Origin of the sequence: Photorhabdus aballayi (genome assembly GCF_026153155.1) — a bacterium.
Lineage (GTDB): Bacteria > Pseudomonadota > Gammaproteobacteria > Enterobacterales > Enterobacteriaceae > Photorhabdus > Photorhabdus luminescens.
Genome location: NZ_JAPFCD010000010.1, coordinates 111,509 through 130,851 on the forward strand (window position 1 = coordinate 111,509; position 19,343 = coordinate 130,851).

Below are 19,343 nucleotides of genomic sequence, written 5' to 3' on the forward strand. Positions count from 1 at the left end.
CTTTACTAAGAACCCTATTCCGAGCCTCCCCTAATATTCAGCTACCGGAGCCTCAATGGAAGCTTATAATCCTCCTACCGATCCCTGGTTACATGTGCTCTATCAGGATCAACATATCATCGTGGTCAATAAACCCAGTGGATTACTTTCTGTTCCCGGTCGGGCAGAAGAACATAAAGACAGTATTATGACGCGGATACAACAACAGTTCCCAGCAGCAGAATCTGTCCACCGGCTAGATATGGCAACCAGCGGCGTAATGGTGGTTGCATTGAACAAAGATGCAGAACGAGAGTTGAAACGCCAGTTCCGTGAACGAGAACCGGAAAAAACCTATATTGCACGGGTTTGGGGACGTCTGGAACCAGAAACTGGTCTTGTCGATTTACCGCTGATTTGTGACTGGCCGAATCGGCCAAAGCAGAAAGTCTGTTTTGAAACCGGGAAATCAGCTCAAACTGAATATGAAGTACTCGCTTACGAAGATGAGGCAACTCGAGTAAAACTTTCACCGATAACCGGTCGTTCACATCAGCTCAGAGTACATATGCTAGCACTTGAGCACCCGATTTTGGGAGATCGGTTTTACGCTCATCAGCAGGCAAGGGCAATGGCGCCTCGCCTGCAATTACATGCACAAGAGTTATATATCACACATCCGGTCTATGGAACACCAATGCATTTTCAGTGTAAAGCCGATTTTTGATTAATAGACAAATACGGTAACCGAATCCAATGAAGCCAATACCAGACACAAGGCTAAGCCGCAACAAGCCAAGAGAACACGGATATTTGCCATTTTTTGCATTCCTCCTAAATTAAAACAAAATAAAACATAAAATATTCTAATATTTTAGAGAAATAAAAAATAAACTCAACAGCTATAGGGGATATTATTCCCCTATAAATTGAGTAACATTAGTAACATGTTTTTAAAAATAAAATAACAGGCTATTTAAAACCTTTCTCTTTTTTAATGAGATCATAAGCAGCCTGAATTGACTGGGCCTTTTGTTTAGCAATTTCCATCATTTCCGGTGGTAAACCTTTTGCTACCAGCTTATCCGGATGGTGTTCACTCATCAATCTACGATAGGCACGTTTAATTGTCGTCGCGTCATCCTTTTCACGCACACCTAACACCTTACAAGCGTCTGCGAGTGTTGGCCCCTGTGCGGCCCTCTGATAGCCGCCATACTGCCGTTGCTGCCACTCTCCCCCATCACCGAAATTACGGCCGCCTTCCATCATGGCAAGGAATTGTTCAAATTGGTTACGAGAGATTCCAAGTTCATCAGCAATAATAAACAGCACTTTCCTCTCATTCGGATGCAATTGACCATCAGAAAATGCAGCCTGTAATTGGATCTCCAAAAACATGCGAACTAAGTCAGACCGGCCAAAACAGGCACGACGCAATTGTCTTAGCGTCTCACGCAAAGGAAAATTGGGCTCTTTACCTTCACGAAAAGCCTGCTGTGCCGCTATCCTGGCTTGTCCGTGAAGTTGCATTCGCTCCATTAACTGGCTCGCAAGCCGGATATCTGTTTCAGTCACCCGCCCTTTTGATTTAGTAATATGACCCATCACCTGAAAAGTACTACTGAAAAATAACAGTTGGCGAGACTGATTATTTGCAAAAAAACCTTGGTTTCTCCGTACACTGGCCCTATCAAGCATATGACCAATAAATAGACCAATAACAATACCCCAGAAGCCCGCTCCAGACACAACACCAAAGATCAGCCCAAGCAATTTTCCCCAATAATGCATATACTCCTCAATTCACCAATGCTCTGAGTGTAGTTTTGCATTATCATACTATTCATTCAGCTCCGTGCCTAACGGCAAGATAAGTAAAGGTATGACTTTACACTGGCGCATATTCATCGAGTGCGCTAGTCTCTTGAGGTTTGCCCGGCATAATGCCACTGATGATGGAACCGCATAAATATCTATGAAGAAATGTTATCCAACTTTGCTGGCCACAACGGTATGGGCCGCACTTTACGGTCAGCATGCACATGCTGATCTCGCAGCACAGTGTATGCTGGGTATACCTGTTTATGATCAACCAATAATTAATGGCGATCTCAATCAACTCCCTATCAATATCCTGGCAGATGATTCACAAGCAGATTATCCACGTTCTGCTAAATTTATCGGTAATGTCAATATTAAACAGGGTAATAAGACCCTGACCGCAGATAAAGTACAACTTGATCAAACAGAAGATGAAGTTCCGTTAAGAACCGTGACTGCAACGGGTAATGTTCATTATGATGATCCTCAGATTATTCTAAAAGGTCCACGCGCCTGGTCTAATTTAAATAATAAAGATACCGATATGTATCAGGGTGATTATCAGATGGTTGGGCGTCAAGGACGCGGCACCGCAGACAAAATGAAACTGCGCGGTGAAAACCGTTATGCCATTCTGGATAATGGTACTTTTACTTCCTGCCTGCCTGGTAATGATAGCTGGAGCGTTGTCGGCTCCGAAGTCATTCTCGATCGCGAAGAAGAAGTGGCCGAAATATGGAATGCCCGTTTCAGAATGGCTAACGTTCCAATATTTTATAGCCCGTATCTTCAATTACCGATCGGTAATAAACGCCGTTCCGGTTTTCTTATTCCTAACGCCAGCTATTCCAAAAAAGGTGGTTTTGAATTTCTGCTACCTTATTACTGGAATATCGCACCGAATTATGATGCTACGATTACACCACACTATATTAGTCAGCGTGGTTTAAAACTGGATAATGAATTCCGTTACTTAACTAAAGCAGGCACAGGTACCCTTGCTCTCGATTGGCTGAATAACGACGAGCAGTATGTCAAAGACAAAAAGGCAAACACACGTACCGCCAGAGAAAGTGATAATCGCTGGTTATTCTATTGGAGACACAGTGGTGTGATGGATAGGGTATGGCGTTTTAATATCGACTATACCAAAGTCAGCGATCCCGAATATTTTTCTGATTTCAGCTCTCAATATGGTTCCACCACGGATGGCTATGCCACACAAAAATTCAGTCTGGGCTATGCTCAACAGAACTGGAATGCCACACTATCAACTAAACAGTTCCAAATTTTCTCTAAAGATACCAGTAGAAAAGCTTACAGGGCTGAACCACAGTTAGATCTGAACTATTACAAAAACGATCTGGGGCCATTTGACCTTAAAGTCTATGGTCAGGCGGCAAAATTCACCAGTGTAGGTAAAAATAACCCGGAAGCAACCCGCTGGCATCTGGAACCCTCCATTAACCTGCCGCTCTCTAATGGCTGGGCCAGTATGAATAATGAAGTTAAGCTGATGGCGACTCATTATCAGCAGGATATTCCCAAGGCTCTTGAGAATGCTGAATATAAAGAATCTGTTAACCGGGTTCTGCCACAGTTCAAAAGCGAAGCCAAAATGGTGTTTGAACGTTCAACGTACCTGAACAGCAATTACACCCAAACGCTAGAGCCGCAAGTTCAGTATTTGTATGTGCCATACAAAGACCAAGATAATATCAACAACTTCGACTCATCTTTATTACAAACTGACTATACCGGCCTGTTCCGTGACCGCTTTTATGGCGGCCTGGACCGTATCTCATCTGCCAATCAAGTGACTACCGGTCTCACTACCCGCCTTTATGATGAAGGTTTAGTTGAACGTTTTAACCTGTCATTAGGTCAAATCTATTACTTTGAACGTCCACGCACCGGTAAAGAAACCATGATCAACAGTAAAGACAGTACAGGTATGATGACCTGGGCGGGAGATAGTTACTGGAAAATTAATGATTCCTGGGGCTTGAAAGGGGGTATGCAATACGATACTCGCCTGAGCAGCGTAACAATGGGAAATGCAGTACTAGAATATCGCCGCGATGCAGACCGACTTGTGCAGTTGAACTATCGTTTTGTTGACAGAGATTATATCCAAGCTACAGCTAAGAGTGCTCCGGCATTCCAGCAAGGGATTTCTCAAGTCGGTCTGGTTGCAAGTTGGCCGTTAAGTGATCGCTGGGGTTTCGTAGGCGCTTACTACTACGATACCAAAAAACAGCAACCGGCAAGTCAGTTAGTGGGTTTGCAGTACAACACTTGTTGCTGGGCAGTTAACGTTGGCTATGAGCGTAAAATCGTTGGTTGGAAAGACAACAATAGCGAATATGACAACAAATGGTCATTTAACTTTGAACTTCGTGGCTTAAGTAACAATCATAGTCTGGGTAGCCAGAAAATGTTGAAATCTGGCATCATGCCATACCAACGTGCATTCTGATGCCAATAACGAATAACGTTTTGATATTAAACACGATAAATCCGCTATTGCGGAACCTACATATGATGGGAAAAGTATGAAGAACTGGAGAACTCTCATTTTCGGATTGATGTTTTCAGTGAGTACTGCCTTCGCTGCGCCTCAGCAAATGGACAAAATTGCTGCGGTCGTTAATAACGGAGTGGTACTGGAAAGCGACATCAACAGCCGCTTACAATCTGTCAAACTGGATGCGCAACATGCCGGCCAGCAAATACCGGACGAACAAATACTTCGTCATCAGATCCTTGAACGTCTGATTATGGATAATATCCTGCTACAAATGGCAAAACAGATGGGGATCGCTATTCCTGATCAAGGATTGGATTCCACCATTGCCAATATTGCAGCTCAGAACCACATCACTGTGGAGCAAATGAAACATCGCATTGCTGCTGACGGCATGAGTTTCGATACTTACCGTGATCAAATCCGTAAAGAAATGATGATAGCAGAAGTGCGCAATAATGAAGTTCGCCGCCGTGTCACCATTTTGCCTCAAGAGATCGACGCCTTAGTTAAACAAATTAGCAACCAGAACACCAACGATACTGAACTGAATATCAGCCACATTCTGATTCCATTACCAGAAAACCCTGATCAGGCACAAATGGAAAAAGCCATGACGGTAGTGCAGAAAATTATGTCTGAACTTAAACATAGTGTTGATTTCGGTAAATTAGCTATCGCCTACTCGGCTGATCCACAAGCGCTGAAAGGCGGTAATATGGGTTGGAGCAGACTTGAGGAATTACCAACCCTGTTTGCTGAACAACTGCAATCGGCTCAGAAAGGCGCCATCGTTGGTCCAATCCGTTCCGGTGTTGGTTTCCATATTCTCAAAGTTAATGACATCCGTGGCGGTAACCCAACCATCGCCGTCACTGAAGTTCATGCCCGCCATATTCTATTAAGAACTTCCCCTGTCATGACCGATGATCAGGCACGCACCAAGTTGCAGCAAATCGCCAGTGAGATCCGCAGCGGAAAAACTGATTTTGCCGATGCCGCAAAAGAGTTTTCAGACGATCCTGGCTCAGCCCTACGTGGCGGCGATCTCGGCTGGAGCACCCCTGATATCTATGATCCGGCTTTCCGTGACGCATTAATGCGCCTGAATAAAGGTGAAATCAGCCAACCTGTTCATTCATCTTTTGGCTGGCATCTGATCCAACTGCTAGACACTCGCAAAGTTGATAAAACAGATGTTGCTCAGAAAGATCGTGCTTACCGTATGTTGTTCAACCGTAAATTCACCGAAGAAGCCCAAAGCTGGATGCAAGAACAACGCGCTTCAGCTTACGTGAAAATTTTAGATGGCAGCGATGCACAACAATAAACCGATTATTATCAATAAACCAATTGTTATTACCCCCGGCGAACCTGCCGGGGTTGGGCCAGATTTAACGGTTGCTCTTGCTCAACAAAGTTGGCCAATGCAGTTGGTCGCTTGCGCAGACCCTAACCTGCTTCTCGACCGAGCCAGACAACTTAATTTACCTTTGCAATTACAAGAATACTGTGCTGACACCCCCCCCGAACCACAGGCTGCCGGGACGTTGACAATATTGCCAGTTCCTCTTCATGCTCCCGCAATCGCTGGCGAATTGAATCAAGAAAACGGTAGATATGTCACCGAAACACTGGCACGAGCCTGTGACGGCTGTTTAAACGGAGAATTTTCAGCATTAGTCACAGGACCGGTTCATAAAGGGAATATCAACGACGCAGGCGTACCTTTTATCGGCCATACCGAGTTCTTTGCCGATCGCAGTGGATGCCAGCGAGTTGTCATGATGCTTGCGACAGAAGAACTTCGGGTTGCCCTGGCAACGACTCATCTGCCTATTGTTGATGTACCAAAGTCCATCACTTTCGATAGCCTGCGGGAAGTGATTACTATTCTTAACCATGACTTAAAAACAAAGTTCGGCCTGGCAAAACCCTGTATTTATGTCTGCGGTCTGAATCCCCATGCAGGAGAAGGCGGCCATATGGGACGGGAAGAGATTGATGTCATTATTCCTGCATTAACCAGCCTGAGAGCAGAAGGCATTGTGCTGGAAGGCCCTTTACCGGCAGATACCCTGTTTCAACCTAAATATCTTCAACATGCAGACGCCGTGCTCTCTATGTATCACGACCAAGGATTACCCGTGTTAAAATACCAAGGTTTTGGCAGAGCAGTGAATATTACATTAGGCCTGCCGTTTATCCGCACTTCGGTCGATCATGGCACAGCGCTGGAACTGGCAGGAACAGGTCAAGCTGATGTGGGAAGCTTTATCACCGCATTGAATTTAGCAATTAACATGATACAAAACAGTAATGAATAATAGAGTCCACCAAGGTCACTTTGCCCGTAAACGTTTCGGGCAGAACTTCTTAACCGATCAATTTGTCATTGATAGTATTGTTGCCGCTATCAATCCACAACCCGGCCAAGCAGTGTTGGAAATAGGCCCCGGTCTTGGTGCGTTAACAGAACCGGTTGGCGAGCGAATGGATAAAATGACCGTCGTTGAACTCGACCGCGATTTAGCCGCTCGTCTACAAATTCATCCAAAATTAAAAGATAAACTTACCATTATCCAGCAAGATGCCATGACGGTTAATTTTGGCGAATTGTCTCAGCAAAGAGGGGAGCCGCTGCGCGTCTTTGGTAATTTACCTTATAATATTTCCACGCCGTTAATGTTCCACCTTTTCAGCTATACTGATGCTATTGCTGATATGCATTTTATGTTACAAAAAGAGGTGGTGAACCGTCTGGTAGCCGGCCCCGGAAGTAAAGCTTTCGGGCGTTTGAGTGTCATGGCCCAATATTATTGTCAGGTTATCCCTGTGCTGGAAGTACCGCCAACTGCGTTTACTCCCGCACCTAAAGTCGATTCAGCCGTTGTACGTCTGATACCGCACAAAAGCATACCTCACACCGTCAAAAATATTCGTATGCTGAGCCGGATCACGACTCAAGCTTTCAACCAACGGCGTAAAACCATTCGTAATAGCCTCGGTGATCTTTTTACTGTAGAACAGCTAACAGAACTTGGTATCGATCCAAGTACTCGTGCAGAAAATATTTCTGTTGAGCAGTACTGTAAAATGGCAAACTGGCTATCAGAACAACCTGAAATGCAGTCATAACAGGAGTCAATTATGATTAATACGCCTAGGGTTTCTATTCAGGTACAAAGTGTTTATGTAGAAAGCCAATCGTGTCCCGATCAACGGCGTTTCGTTTTTGCCTATACAATCACTATCCGAAATCTTGGGCGCGAACCGGTCCAGTTAATTAATCGTTACTGGCTGATTACCAACAGCGATAGCCACCAAACGGAAGTTCAGGGGGAAGGCGTTGTTGGTGAGCAACCCATAATCCAGCCAGGGGCCGAATACCGTTACACCAGCGGCGCGATATTGGAAACACCTTTGGGTACTATGGAAGGCCATTATGAAATGATCGACCACAATGGTGAGCCATTTCGCGTTGCCATTCCGGTTTTCCGTCTGGCTATCCCAACGCTGATTAATTGATTATGTCTACATATCTCATTGGTGATATTCATGGCTGCTATCGTGAATTACGTGCTTTATTAACTAAAGTCGATTTTGATCCTAAAAAGGACACGTTGTGGTTAACGGGAGATTTAGTTGCCCGCGGCCCGGATTCTCTTAAAGTTCTCCGGTATGTTAAACAGTTAGGCTCAGCCGCAAAAGTGGTATTAGGCAATCACGATCTCCATTTATTGGGCGTTTATGCCGGGATCAGCCGTAATAAACCTAAAGATAAAATTGACACGTTACTGTCTGCGCCAGATGCCGATGAATTAATTAATTGGCTACGCAAACAACCGTTACTACAGTGCGATGATGATCTAAAACTGCTCATGACACATGCCGGTATTACGCCTCAATGGGATTTGGAAACAGCCAAAATGTGCGCCAGCGAAGTTGAAACCATGCTCAACAGTAGCAGTTACCCCCTGTTTCTCAATTCCATGTATGGGGATATGCCAAACAACTGGTCACCAGAACTCTCTGGACTGGCGCGTTTACGTTTCAGTACCAATACATTGACACGTATGCGTTACTGTTTTCCAAATGGTCAATTGGACATGTTGTGCAAAGATAAACCCGAAAACGCCCCTGCGCCACTAAAGCCTTGGTTTGAACTGCCACGCCAGATCTCATCAGAATATGCCATCGTTTTCGGTCACTGGGCATCATTAGAAGGCCAAGGAACACCCAATGGATTTTATGCATTGGATACAGGGTGTTGTTGGGGAGGACAACTAACAATGCTACGTTGGGAAGATAAACAGTACTTCACACAATCATCGTTACCACAGTAAAACAGCATTAAAGCCAGACACGCCGTGAAAAAAGTTCATCGGCGTGTTCTATCAATTAGAAACGACGTTGTAAAATCTCAAAACAGTAGCTGTGAGAATTTAATTCATCGGCATCATGGTATTCAGTAAATTCAGAATCCCATTCATCCGGTTCATAGTCAGGAAAATGCGTATCACCTATCACTTCTGCATCGACGTGCGTCAGGTACATACGACTCGCTTGTGAAATAAATTGGTCATAAACTTTGCCGCCGCCCATGACCATAACTTCTTCTGCATCACCCGCCACAGCCAGCGCTTCATCAACTGAGCTGACCCAGGTTACACGTTCATCATTACCCGGCTGATTACTCAATACAATATTGAGTCTTCCCGGTAATGGGCGACCTATGGATTCATAAGTCACTCGCCCCATAATAACGGGTTTATTCAATGTATTACGTTTAAACCAGGCCAAATCCCCCGGCAGATTCCACGGCATTTTATTCTCCATGCCGATAACCCGATCCATAGCTAAAGCAGCGATCAAGCTGATATTCATTAAGTCACCTTATAGGCAAATAGTATAAAAATTGATGACACTATACGGAAAGGGATGTACCCAGTCGATAGGCTCAACGCTTTCTTAAGTACAAAAGATTAATTTATACTTGCTTTATTACTTAAGACATTTATTGATCAAAATAATAACAAAGCTAATATTAACTATAGGGTACATTATGCTGGAAACATCACTAGTCGTCATCACTATCTCAACGTTGGGTATGCTCTCTCCTGGTCCTGATTTCTTTCTGGTAGTCAAAAATGCCATACGTTACCAACGTTCTGCCGCCATGATGACAGTAGCGGGCTTAATCGCCGCTATCACTTGCCATATGACTTATTGCGTCGCCGGGTTGGCTATTGTTATCACCACAACACCGTGGCTATTTAATCTGATGAAATATGCCGGAGCGGCTTATCTTATTTGGATTGGGATCAATAGCCTGCTTTCACGCGGTGGAAATACTCTCACTTTCGATGATCAACCACGCCAGATTGTTACTTTCAAAAAAGCGTTTATGCAGGGGTTCTTATGTAACTTACTGAATCCCAAAGCAACGTTGTTCTTCCTGGCAATATTTACTCAAGTGCTAAACATCAATTCTGGTGTTGGTGAAAAATTGTGGTATGCCTCTATTATCTGGGGATTATCGGTCATCTATTGGCCACTATTAGTCATATTGATCCAAAGTTCACCAGTACGCCGCGGATTAGCTAAGGTTCAGAAGATTATCGATAAACTACTAGGCATTGTTCTGATTGGATTAGGTGTCAAAGTGGCGCTGGGATAACAGACAGTGATTCTTTCTCTTTAAGTTTCCAATAAATCGGCATAGGAGGCAGGCCTCTCAGCCTGCTCCCCTGCCACACCACCCGGCATGCGGGTCCGCACCGGGCGGTTCGGGAGTTTGAGGTTACACGAGTCGGGGCAAGCCTTGCCTGTCGAACCACGCAAGATCCAGTACATGATTGAGAAGTTTGTCACTGTTTCGCCACCAACGTCGGCTGTTAAGCGCTATTTTGTGGGCGATGCTATGACTCGCTCCCATCGCACGTAGTTTCCTGAATATGGTTGTACCACGTCGCCAGTGCTTGAGCTGGAGCGACCTCAACCTGTGTCGAAGCCATTCCTCCAGCTTTTGCCATACTCCCGGAGTCTGGGCCAGACTGAAGTAAGCCCGCCAACCCTGAAGATAAGGGCGAAGCCGCTGTATGACTTCCGTCAGACTTCGGCCTCCGTTGCGTTTCGTCTGTTTCCTGATTCGATACCTGAACGCCGCTATCGCTTTGGCCGCCACTCTGAGTTTCACCACTTTTCCTCTCGCTACCCATAGGGCATATCCCAGGAATTTGCGGGTGAACGCACTGGCTACCGCACTTTTTGCTTCGTTGACTTTCAGTTTCAGACGGTCGAACAGTCGGCATAACAGAGTCATGACTCGCTGTCCCGCCCGACGACTACGGACATATACATTGCAGTCATCAGCGTACCGCACAAAACAGTGTCCCCGGCGTTCCAGCTCTTTATCCACTTCATCTAACAGAACATTTGCCAGCAACGGAGACAGAGGGCCGCCTTGCGGTGTCCCCAGTTTCCGTTGTATTAACGTGCCGCCATCCATGATCCCCGCATTCAGATATGCACGAACCAGCCGGATTACTCCGGCGTCGTCGATACGTTTCCTCAGACGGCCTATCAGGATGTCATGGTCAACCCTGTCGAAGAACTTCTCCAGGTCCACGTCGACCACTACACGCCGACCTGACTGCGCGAACGCCTGTGCGGCTGACACCGCATCCTGCGCCCGGCGACCGGGCCGGAAGCCATAACTATGTTCGCTAAAGGTTGGATCGAGCAACGGTTGTAGTACCTGTAGCAACGCTTGCTGGATTAATCGATCCGTTACTGTCGGGATGCCTAACTCACGCTGGCCTCCCCCCGGTTTCGGGATCATAACCCGTAATACCGGCTTTGGCCGGTATACCCCATTTAACAGTTGCTCCCGAATAACGGGCCATGTTGTCTGCAACTGGATGGCAGTCTGGTCTATATCCAGTCCATCCACACCAGCGGCCCCACGGTTGGCCCGCACTTTTCGGAAGGCGTACTGTAAGTTTTCTCGCGTCAGCATTGCTTTTATCAACACTGACCCTGCATCTTCCTGCTTATGTTGCGGATCTCCGGCTTCGCCGCTGCCCGCTTTGGACGAGGCTTCACCCCGACGTTCAGCAGACCGCCCTGTGTTCACAGGCTTCTGGCGCATGGCCTCAGATATCAACATAGATTCAGATACTCACTCTCGTTTAGCCCTTCGCCAGACAGATTTGAATCTGTCCGGCTACTATGGCCTCTGCTGACTTCTCGCTCCGGTCCTGTGCCGTTGCCCTTTCAGGCTCTCTGCGAGATCTCCCCGGGTAAGAACGCACTCCTTCATCGTACAACCGCCGAATTTACGCTGCTTCGCCTTGATCACGAGAGCTTCGCGGTAACGTGCCCGCTCGCCCTGCGCAGCAGCGCCTCATATCCGGTTCTTGTCCATCGGCTCACGATTTACGCTCCACGCTTCCTCCCCACACTCAGTCACCCTCATGCAGTTGCGCTTCACTTCGCTTGCTGTGATCAACTCGCGGCGGGACTTACACCCGCAGGAGTGCGCCCATGCCGGGCGCACACATAAAAAAGTGCGCTTAATAAAGCGCACCTCAAAATCCAGCCCTGATTTATTCGAGTCTGTACATTATTCATGTTATTGGGTTAACGCCATAATTTTGCCGCCTCATTTATCAACTTAAAACCCATTTTTCCTGACATTTTCTCTTCCAAGATCAGTATTGGATTGAGTTTTTCATCCACTTTAAAAAATCTTTAATCACGACCTCTTACCTTTAATGATTAAATTTTTTACCCGCCCTTTCATCGTGGGAGCTCATCCTAGCCCGATTGCCAGATACCATCACGCGAAAACTGAAAGAGTCATGGCTGGGGTAAGGAACAATATCTCCATCCTTATCGTGATTTAACGACATTTAATATAATAGATTCCCCATTATCAGGATTAAAAAACCAAATACTGATCACATTTCGCACTACCCATTCTGACGGTCAATTAATTTCAAATTAGAATAGTTTAATAATGTCACTATTAAATCATCAATATTCTCTGTGGGTAGATGGTCATTTTATCACCGAAGCCTGACCACAGATAACTGGGTCACTTATTGGTCAGTACCACTGACGTTGTCACACTTAAACTAAACAAAAGGGAAAGTACGATGAGTAAACTCATCAACTCCGTGGCGAGAGGCACGAGTTATCTTTTAATTTACCTGACAGCAATCCAGCCGTTACACCCGGCGATTGCCGCGGGAATAACACCGGATAATAACCAGACTCAGGTACAAAATCAGGGCAATGTCCCGGTGGTGAATATTGCTACGCCGAATGACGCGGGGATATCTCACAACACCTATAAAGAGTTCAATGTCGCCGCTCAAGGCGCCGTACTGAATAACGCCACGCAAGCGGCTAAATCACAACTGGCAGGACAACTTAACGCTAACCCTAACCTGCATGGCAAAGCAGCGGAACTGATTATTAATGAAGTGACCGGCAGCGGACGATCTAATCTGCAAGGCCAGTTGGAGATTTTCGGCAATAAAGCCAATGTGATGATTGCCAATCCTAACGGCATTACTTGTGATGGCTGTGGTTTTATTAATACTTCGAGCGCAACGCTGACCACGGGTAAACCCCAATTTGATAAACAGGGCGCGTTGGAAGCATTGGAAGTTAAAAAAGGCCAAATCACCATTGGCGGCAAAGGGTTAGACGGCAAGGCGACGGATTATGTCGATATTATCAGCCGGGCGACGGAATTAAATGGAAAAATTCAAGCCAATAACCTGTCTCTGACGCAAGGCGCTAACCGAATCAGTTTAAAAGACGGCACAGTTAAACCTGTTGCTGGAGAAGGAACTAAACCTCAATTAGCCGTTGACACCAAAGCGTTAGGCGGCATGTACGCCAATAAAATCCGACTGGTTGCCACTGAAGATGGCGTTGGCGTGAATTTAAAAGAGTTAACCAGTAACCAGCGCGATATTACTTTAAACGCCAATGGCAAAATTGAACTGGGAAATATCACAACTAAAACGGACCTGAATATTGTTGGTAAAGAAACCCATATTTCGCCAAATATTAAAGTGCAAGCGGGACGGGATATTACTCTGAAAAATACCACTCTGGATAATAAAGGCAGTGTAACCGCAAGTCGGGATATGCGGATATTTGGCGACACGGTGAAAAATACAGGCGACAAAGCTTTACTACAAGCCAACGATAATATGTGGATACAGAAAGATGCTCAGGGGAATAAAGGTAAATTAGTCGAAAATAGATCTGCGACGATAAAAACCGTGAAGGGGGATTTGGTTATCAGGACAAAGGAGTTGAATAATACTCGCAATATCTTTGTCATGCAAAATAAGCAAGCCACGCCAGATTTCACAGATAGAGATATGACTATCTTTAGTGATATCAGTATTTTTGGCTCACCCTATACGATAACAGCAGAGTTGACTCCGCTTCCTGACAAATGGTTTGGGCATGCCTATTTTAGTGGTATTGGCCTTGAAGAGGATGGGACAGGAAAAGCTTATTTAAATAATAGCAGGATTAACAGTATTGTATTAAACAATTCTCAGCCCGGTTTTATCTCCTCTGGAAAAAACGTTTACATTAACAGTAATAATGTGTTCAATCAAATCAGTCAGATTAAGGCTGAAAAAGATATTTTCCTGTCTGGAAATAGGTTTATTAATGAAAGCAAAAGAAAAAGTTCACTCAATAATTTTATTATTTATGATCTTAAACTTGAGCCCGCGCCAACGGTATATACTTATAAAAAATCAGGAGAAACCAAAACCTGGAATGATGAGGAAAATGTCATTGAGCCAGCAAGCATAATCGCGAGAGGTAGCATTGTTGCTGATTTCAAAGACAGTATTAATATTAATACCGCTCTTCCTTATGACGTTAAAACAGTCTCAGAAGTTAATATTAAAGAACGACCGGCAACATTATCAGCAGAAAATATTATTCTCCATGCCGGGCAAATTGACATTACTGATAAAATAAAGGCAATTAATGCACTAGATATTATATCTGAAAAAGACATTAATCTTAATGATGCCTCATTGCTGTCATCAAATAATGTATCTATGACAGCTATCAATAATATTCATTCTCTGCAAAGTGAGGTAAAAGGAAAAAATATTACCCTTATCAGCCGTAATGGAGATATACGGTTTCAGAGCAGTGAAAAACCCGGTTATTTTAATGCAGACAATACCCGCAGAATGAGTACATTAAGTTCTCATGGTAATTTAACAATCAACGCCGGTAAAAATCTACTTTTAAAAAATACATATTTAACGCCAAGTACTCATATCTCTCTGACAGCAAATAATGATATTGAAATAGAAAACAATGGACTGCTATCACCACGACAAACGGGTCCTATGCATCCAGACCAATGGGATAAAAATCTACTTAATGCTATTTTGCCTGAACAAGAGAAGGCAAGTTTTAAGCCTCTATTGCCAATGACCGGCGTTTTAACTGCCTCAGAGTCATTAATGATTAATGCCGGTGGTAATCTTTTCACTAAAGGCGCTTTCATCTCAGCCGGAAAAGATGTTTATTTAAGTGCGGCAAAACATATTGCGCTCAATTCTCGTAAATTGATTTTTCATAGACTAGAAGAGCTTTTCTTATCGGGTAATTACGTCCCACCTTTACGTTCAATAGAATTAGGTAGCAGAATCACGGCAAAAAATAATATCAGCATAATGAGTGGTGGGGATATTAACGGGGAAGCCGTTCAGATACAGGCCAACGGAAACACATTATTATCCGCAGGCAGAAATATCACTTTACCTTTCCTGACTTATGTTTATTCCCCCATTCAATATCGCAATGATAACGACAAAGAGAATCTCCATTTCATGGCTCAAATCCGGGGTGATAAAAAACTGACAATAGCGGCAAATGGCGCTATCACCACAGCGGGTTCTAAATTGACTTCGGGTGGTGATGTCATACTTTCCTCCGGCGGCAATATGCGCTTCGAATCAGTGCAAAATCACATTTATCGGGAAAACGGCAGTGAATCCACCGAATCAGTGACTCAGAACGGCACTGAACTGACCAGCGGCGGCATACTGACGGTTATTTCAAACGGCAGCATTCTATTCCAGGCCACCAAACTAGCGTCCAAAGGGGCAATGGATATCGCGGCGACAGGCGGTTATCTGTACGCTCAGGCGATGGAAGAATCCAGCCGCTATGAAAAAACAGAAACCAAACGCAGGTGGTACGGTAAAAAGAAAACCACCACACGCACTCGTCATGATGTTACGAACAAAGTCACTGAATTTACCGCTGGCGGTGATATCAATCTGTTAAGCCGGGATGACAGCACCTATGAAGCCAGTAAAATCGCCGCCAATAAAAATGCCAAACTGACCAGCACTCACGGTAAAGTCAACTTCAAAGCGGTCAAAAACAGTACCTTTGAGCAGACTATTACCCAGTCCAAAGGCTTTTATATCAAGCAGACCGATAAAGGCTATACCGAAAACAAATGGGTGCTCCCTGCTATTCATATCGGCGGAAAATTCACCGTAGAGGCGGCCAAAGGAGTTAGCGCGGATATCAAAGCCCAACATGGTCGAGCGCTACAAAATGCAGTATCAATATTCGGTAATACACCGGAAACTGCCTGGCTGAAAGGACTCCATGAACGTAAAGACGTTCAATGGAATTTAGTTAAAGACGCTTATGACAGTTGGGATTATAAAAGTCAGCATCTGAATCCGGTGGTCTCTGCGGTCATCGCGATTGCAGTCGCCGCTGCGACAGCGGGAGCCGGATTAACAGTTTCCGTTGCCGGATCAGCCGCCAGTACCGCGGGTTCAGCCGCCACGGCAGCGGGCGCTACTGCCAGCACTGCCGCCGCCATGAGTTCAGTCGCTTACGGCGCGACCGCTTCCGGCATGGCCGCCCTCGCTTCTCAAGCAGCGGTAGCGTTGGTGGATAATCAAGGTGACTTATCCAAAGCTTTAAAAGTGATGGGAAGCAGCGATACGGTTAAATCAACCCTCACGTCAATGGCAATTGGCGGCGCTCTGGCTGGCTTTGATAACGTCATGGGATGGGATAAAGCCGCCAATGGCACGCAAATTGACCCGGCAAAAGCGACATTGCCTAAACTGAGCAATAGGGACTGGAGCAAAGTGGCTCAACGGGTAGCAGGTCAATCCATTATCAGTTCCAGCCTGGGTACAGCCATCAATGGCGGGAGTTTTAAGGACAATTTTACCACCGCATTACTGGCTAATATTGGCAGCCAGATTAACGCCGAGGGTGCCGGATTGATTGGCAAGAACGGTCAGGTGTTAGGTTTACCCGGAAAAGCCATCAGCCACGCGGTGGTTTCTGCCCTTGCGGCGGAAATTGGCGGCGGTGATGCCAAAGGGGCGGCTGCCGGGGCATTAGCGGCAGAACTGGCCGCGATAACATTGGATAAAACATTCAATGATCCAATGAAAATTCAGGCGGGCGGCAAAATCATTGGCAGCGTTGCAGGGGCCATTGCGACCAACAGCGCCAAAGGCGCTAACAGTGGGGCCAATGCCGGGGAAATTGTCATTGTATATAACGCGCTGGCACATCTTCTATCCGCAGCAGAGAAAGAAAGACAGGGTGCAATACAAGCTTACGAGGAGAAAAAAAGCGCCTTTTGTCAGCAGTCACCGGATGCATGTAAACAAGCCGGCGATATGATTAGCTTTGGTACTGACTTCGTGCCAGTTATCGGTGATATCAAAGGTTTTGTAGAGGCTAAAAGCGCATTAGATTATCTGGCCGCCGCGATAGCCATTATTCCTGGTGCAGGTGATGCCGCTGGAAAAACTATCAAAGCCGCAGAGCAAGCCTTACAAAAAGGCAATGTTGGTGAAGTCTCCAAACTACTCAATAAGGCCAGTGATGAAATAAAAGTATTGCCAAAACCAGGAACTACATCAATCCCAAATAGAGGTACTGGTGCTGGAAATGTATTCAAAGTTGATGATGCCCAATTAGGGAAAAAGCTAGGAAAGCACGTAAAAGATTTTGGTGGTAATCCATCAAATCCTGCGGATAGAAAATTGGTTCTGGATAAAATAGACGAAATAGGTAATAACCCAGATAAAACAATTCCTGGTGTTTTTGCTGGACAAGGAACTAATGGAACAAGAGGGGATGTATTATTTAAAATAAAGGGAAATGATGTTGTTGTCACTAAACCAGATGGCACATTCGTTACCATTATGAAGGATGGCATTAATAATACATCTGTGAAGAATGCACTAAAAGGAGAACCACATTGAGTTTAGTTACTAGAGAAATCAATGAGTGGGGAGTTGAAATTACAGGGAAACGGCTTAAGTCAGTGTATGGATTGATTTATATATACGACATAGCAGATGTTGAACATCCCCAAGAGTTATCTATTAAATTTTGTGAAACTGATAACTCGCCAAAGAAGTTACTTTGTAGCCCTAATGGAACATCAATCGTTTTGTGTAAAGGTGAACTGAGGGAAAGTGACTTAGGAGAATATGGTAAGGAAACAGTGATGGATCTATCTAATTTTAAAATATTTGATGGATTGATAGGGAAACCACTTTCTTACGTTAATGCTATTTATTCTGAAATTGAGCAAGATATTATCGGTTTTATGTTTGTGTTTTATGATTATGGTCAATTTAGCGTAATGAATTTAGGTGATGAAATATATATGTTTAATCACATACCTGATTCTTTGCTAAAAGATGAAGGAATTTCCTTAATTAAAGTAAACTGAGAAAAATCTGACTCAGAGATATTCCTCCTAGTACAACTGTCTCTTAATCAGGAGATCTGACTAAGAGACAGAATTCACTGATAGGGATAGGCTGGTTAACAAAAGACGTCTCTGGAAAGTGGAGATAGAAATTATGATTTTTGGTGATCCATATCGTTTTGCGATACTAGTAGAATATATTCCCTATTGGAGTGATAGTTCATTCAAAAATGGGTTATTCCATTTTTATATTAATGGGAAAATGTTCCCTGATGAACTAACTACCGCAACATTAAATGTGGATATTTTTTCTTTAGATGATAAAAATGCATTAGTTTCTTTTCCTGAAAATAAAGAGCTATTTGATAAAGAAATCAAAGAAGCATTTAACACGATGTTAGGTATGATATCTCCTAATCTGGTAGATAGTAACCTAGATGTGCCAGAAGATTTTGAATCGTCATATATTTATAAAGCTTCAACAGAAAATATTGATGATTTTGGTAGTTCTGTATTTGCTGTATCTTACAATGATATTGTTAGAATCATCGGAGCAAAACGACGTATCTTGAGATATGATAATAATGGTTGTGGTTATTGGGAAGATATTCCTAAACCCGATTTCTATGAAACAAAACTTTATAAAGATGAAGTTAAAGAAATAATTGCCAATATAAAAAAATATTATATATCATTGTAATATAGTCTCCATATATAACCCCAACTACGGTTGGGGCTATTTATAAAGCGTCAAGAAGCCAATAAACAAGGAGTGCCTACCGAAGCAATCTGGAACAAATACAACAAACTGAGCGCTGCGCAACGGGCAGAAATGTTGTCTGCCTGTGCCGGGAACGGTGGATTATGCACTCTAACCTATCAGGCTGAAATGGAAAGTGGGATAAAAACAGCCGATGCCATTAGTGGCTTAAGATGGATGTTTAACTTATCGGCTGAGGATGCTCATCGTATCAGCCAGTTTGTGACGACAGAAAATCAGAACGATTTAGGGCTGTTATATAACTCGCTGCCTGCCTGGGAAAAAGGTGCATTAATAGCCAAAGAAGCGGTAGAATCTGCCGGTATTGGCGGTGCTATCAGCGGTAAAGCTTCGGTTACTTCGATTGTTGGGAAGAATAAACAGCCTTATCAGCCGAATAAAGGTGCTGTTAGTAATATGGGAGAGTTTTTTAAACAGCCAAGATTTGGGGCCAGATTAAAGACGGTACACTTAAA

14 protein-coding genes and 1 pseudogene are annotated in these 19,343 nt (G+C 44.4%); 12 read left to right on the top strand and 3 right to left on the bottom strand.

Annotation, left to right across the window (positions count from 1 at the left end; translation table 11 throughout):
• Positions 1-55 precede the first annotated feature (55 nt).
• Positions 56-706 carry a bifunctional tRNA pseudouridine(32) synthase/23S rRNA pseudouridine(746) synthase RluA gene (gene rluA / locus OO184_RS07890; protein WP_265378697.1) on the top strand — a complete coding sequence of 217 codons (651 nt, stop codon included), beginning with the start codon at positions 56-58 and terminating at the stop codon, positions 704-706.
• 245 nt (positions 707-951) lie between these two features.
• Here rluA and djlA read toward each other — a convergent pair whose 3' ends face one another.
• On the bottom strand, positions 952-1,773 hold the full coding sequence (gene djlA / locus OO184_RS07895; RefSeq protein WP_265378698.1) for a co-chaperone DjlA: 822 nt from the start codon (positions 1,771-1,773) through the stop codon (positions 952-954).
• 184 nt (positions 1,774-1,957) lie between these two features.
• Here djlA and lptD point away from each other — a divergent pair, with 184 nt between their 5' ends.
• The 6 genes from lptD to apaH all read left to right on the top strand — a co-directional run bounded on the left by lptD (position 1,958) and on the right by apaH (position 8,676).
• The gene (gene lptD / locus OO184_RS07900; RefSeq protein WP_265378699.1) at positions 1,958-4,282 is read left to right on the top strand and encodes an LPS assembly protein LptD; all 2,325 of its coding nucleotides are present in this window, start codon (positions 1,958-1,960) and stop codon (positions 4,280-4,282) included.
• Positions 4,283-4,358: 76 nt separating this feature from the next.
• The gene (gene surA / locus OO184_RS07905) at positions 4,359-5,660 is read left to right on the top strand and encodes a peptidylprolyl isomerase SurA (RefSeq protein WP_265378700.1); all 1,302 of its coding nucleotides are present in this window, start codon (positions 4,359-4,361) and stop codon (positions 5,658-5,660) included.
• Positions 5,638-6,657, top strand: coding sequence for a 4-hydroxythreonine-4-phosphate dehydrogenase PdxA (gene pdxA, locus OO184_RS07910; RefSeq protein ID WP_265378701.1), 1,020 nt, complete (start codon positions 5,638-5,640; stop codon positions 6,655-6,657). Before surA ends, pdxA begins: the two co-directional genes overlap by 23 nt.
• Positions 6,650-7,468: a 16S rRNA (adenine(1518)-N(6)/adenine(1519)-N(6))-dimethyltransferase RsmA gene (gene rsmA, locus OO184_RS07915; RefSeq protein WP_265378702.1), complete on the top strand. Its 819-nt coding sequence runs from the start codon at positions 6,650-6,652 to the stop codon at positions 7,466-7,468. The genes pdxA and rsmA overlap by 8 nt, the downstream gene beginning before the upstream one ends.
• Before the next feature lie 12 nt (positions 7,469-7,480).
• Complete coding sequence (gene apaG, locus OO184_RS07920; protein WP_265378703.1) at positions 7,481-7,858, top strand: Co2+/Mg2+ efflux facilitator ApaG/CorD; 378 nt, start codon at positions 7,481-7,483, stop codon at positions 7,856-7,858.
• A gap of 2 nt (positions 7,859-7,860) precedes the next feature.
• A complete protein-coding gene (gene apaH, locus OO184_RS07925; protein ID WP_265378704.1) occupies positions 7,861-8,676 on the top strand; it encodes a bis(5'-nucleosyl)-tetraphosphatase (symmetrical) ApaH in 816 nt (271 codons plus the stop codon).
• 55 nt (positions 8,677-8,731) lie between these two features.
• Here apaH and folA read toward each other — a convergent pair whose 3' ends face one another.
• On the bottom strand, positions 8,732-9,217 hold the full coding sequence (gene folA, locus OO184_RS07930; RefSeq protein ID WP_265378705.1) for a type 3 dihydrofolate reductase: 486 nt from the start codon (positions 9,215-9,217) through the stop codon (positions 8,732-8,734).
• A 178-nt stretch (positions 9,218-9,395) separates the two neighbouring features.
• Between folA and OO184_RS07935 the strand changes: the two genes are divergently transcribed.
• A complete protein-coding gene (locus tag OO184_RS07935) occupies positions 9,396-10,010 on the top strand; it encodes a LysE family translocator (protein ID WP_265378706.1) in 615 nt (204 codons plus the stop codon).
• 123 nt (positions 10,011-10,133) lie between these two features.
• On the opposite strand, the gene ltrA is transcribed toward OO184_RS07935, so the two are convergent.
• The gene (ltrA, locus tag OO184_RS07940; protein ID WP_265378707.1) at positions 10,134-11,501 is read right to left on the bottom strand and encodes a group II intron reverse transcriptase/maturase; all 1,368 of its coding nucleotides are present in this window, start codon (positions 11,499-11,501) and stop codon (positions 10,134-10,136) included.
• A 991-nt stretch (positions 11,502-12,492) separates the two neighbouring features.
• Here ltrA and OO184_RS07945 point away from each other — a divergent pair.
• From OO184_RS07945 to OO184_RS07960, 4 genes and pseudogenes are all read left to right on the top strand, one after another.
• Positions 12,493-17,652, top strand: coding sequence for a DUF637 domain-containing protein (locus tag OO184_RS07945; protein WP_265378708.1), 5,160 nt, complete (start codon positions 12,493-12,495; stop codon positions 17,650-17,652).
• Positions 17,649-18,128, top strand: a complete 480-nt coding sequence (locus tag OO184_RS07950) for a hypothetical protein (RefSeq protein WP_265378709.1) — start codon at positions 17,649-17,651, stop codon at positions 18,126-18,128. Before OO184_RS07945 ends, OO184_RS07950 begins: the two co-directional genes overlap by 4 nt.
• Positions 18,129-18,261: 133 nt before the next feature.
• Positions 18,262-18,807, top strand: a complete 546-nt coding sequence (locus OO184_RS07955; RefSeq protein ID WP_265378710.1) for an immunity 42 family protein — start codon at positions 18,262-18,264, stop codon at positions 18,805-18,807.
• Between the two features lie 72 nt (positions 18,808-18,879).
• Positions 18,880-19,343, top strand: a pseudogene (locus OO184_RS07960) (hypothetical protein); the annotation flags it as partial.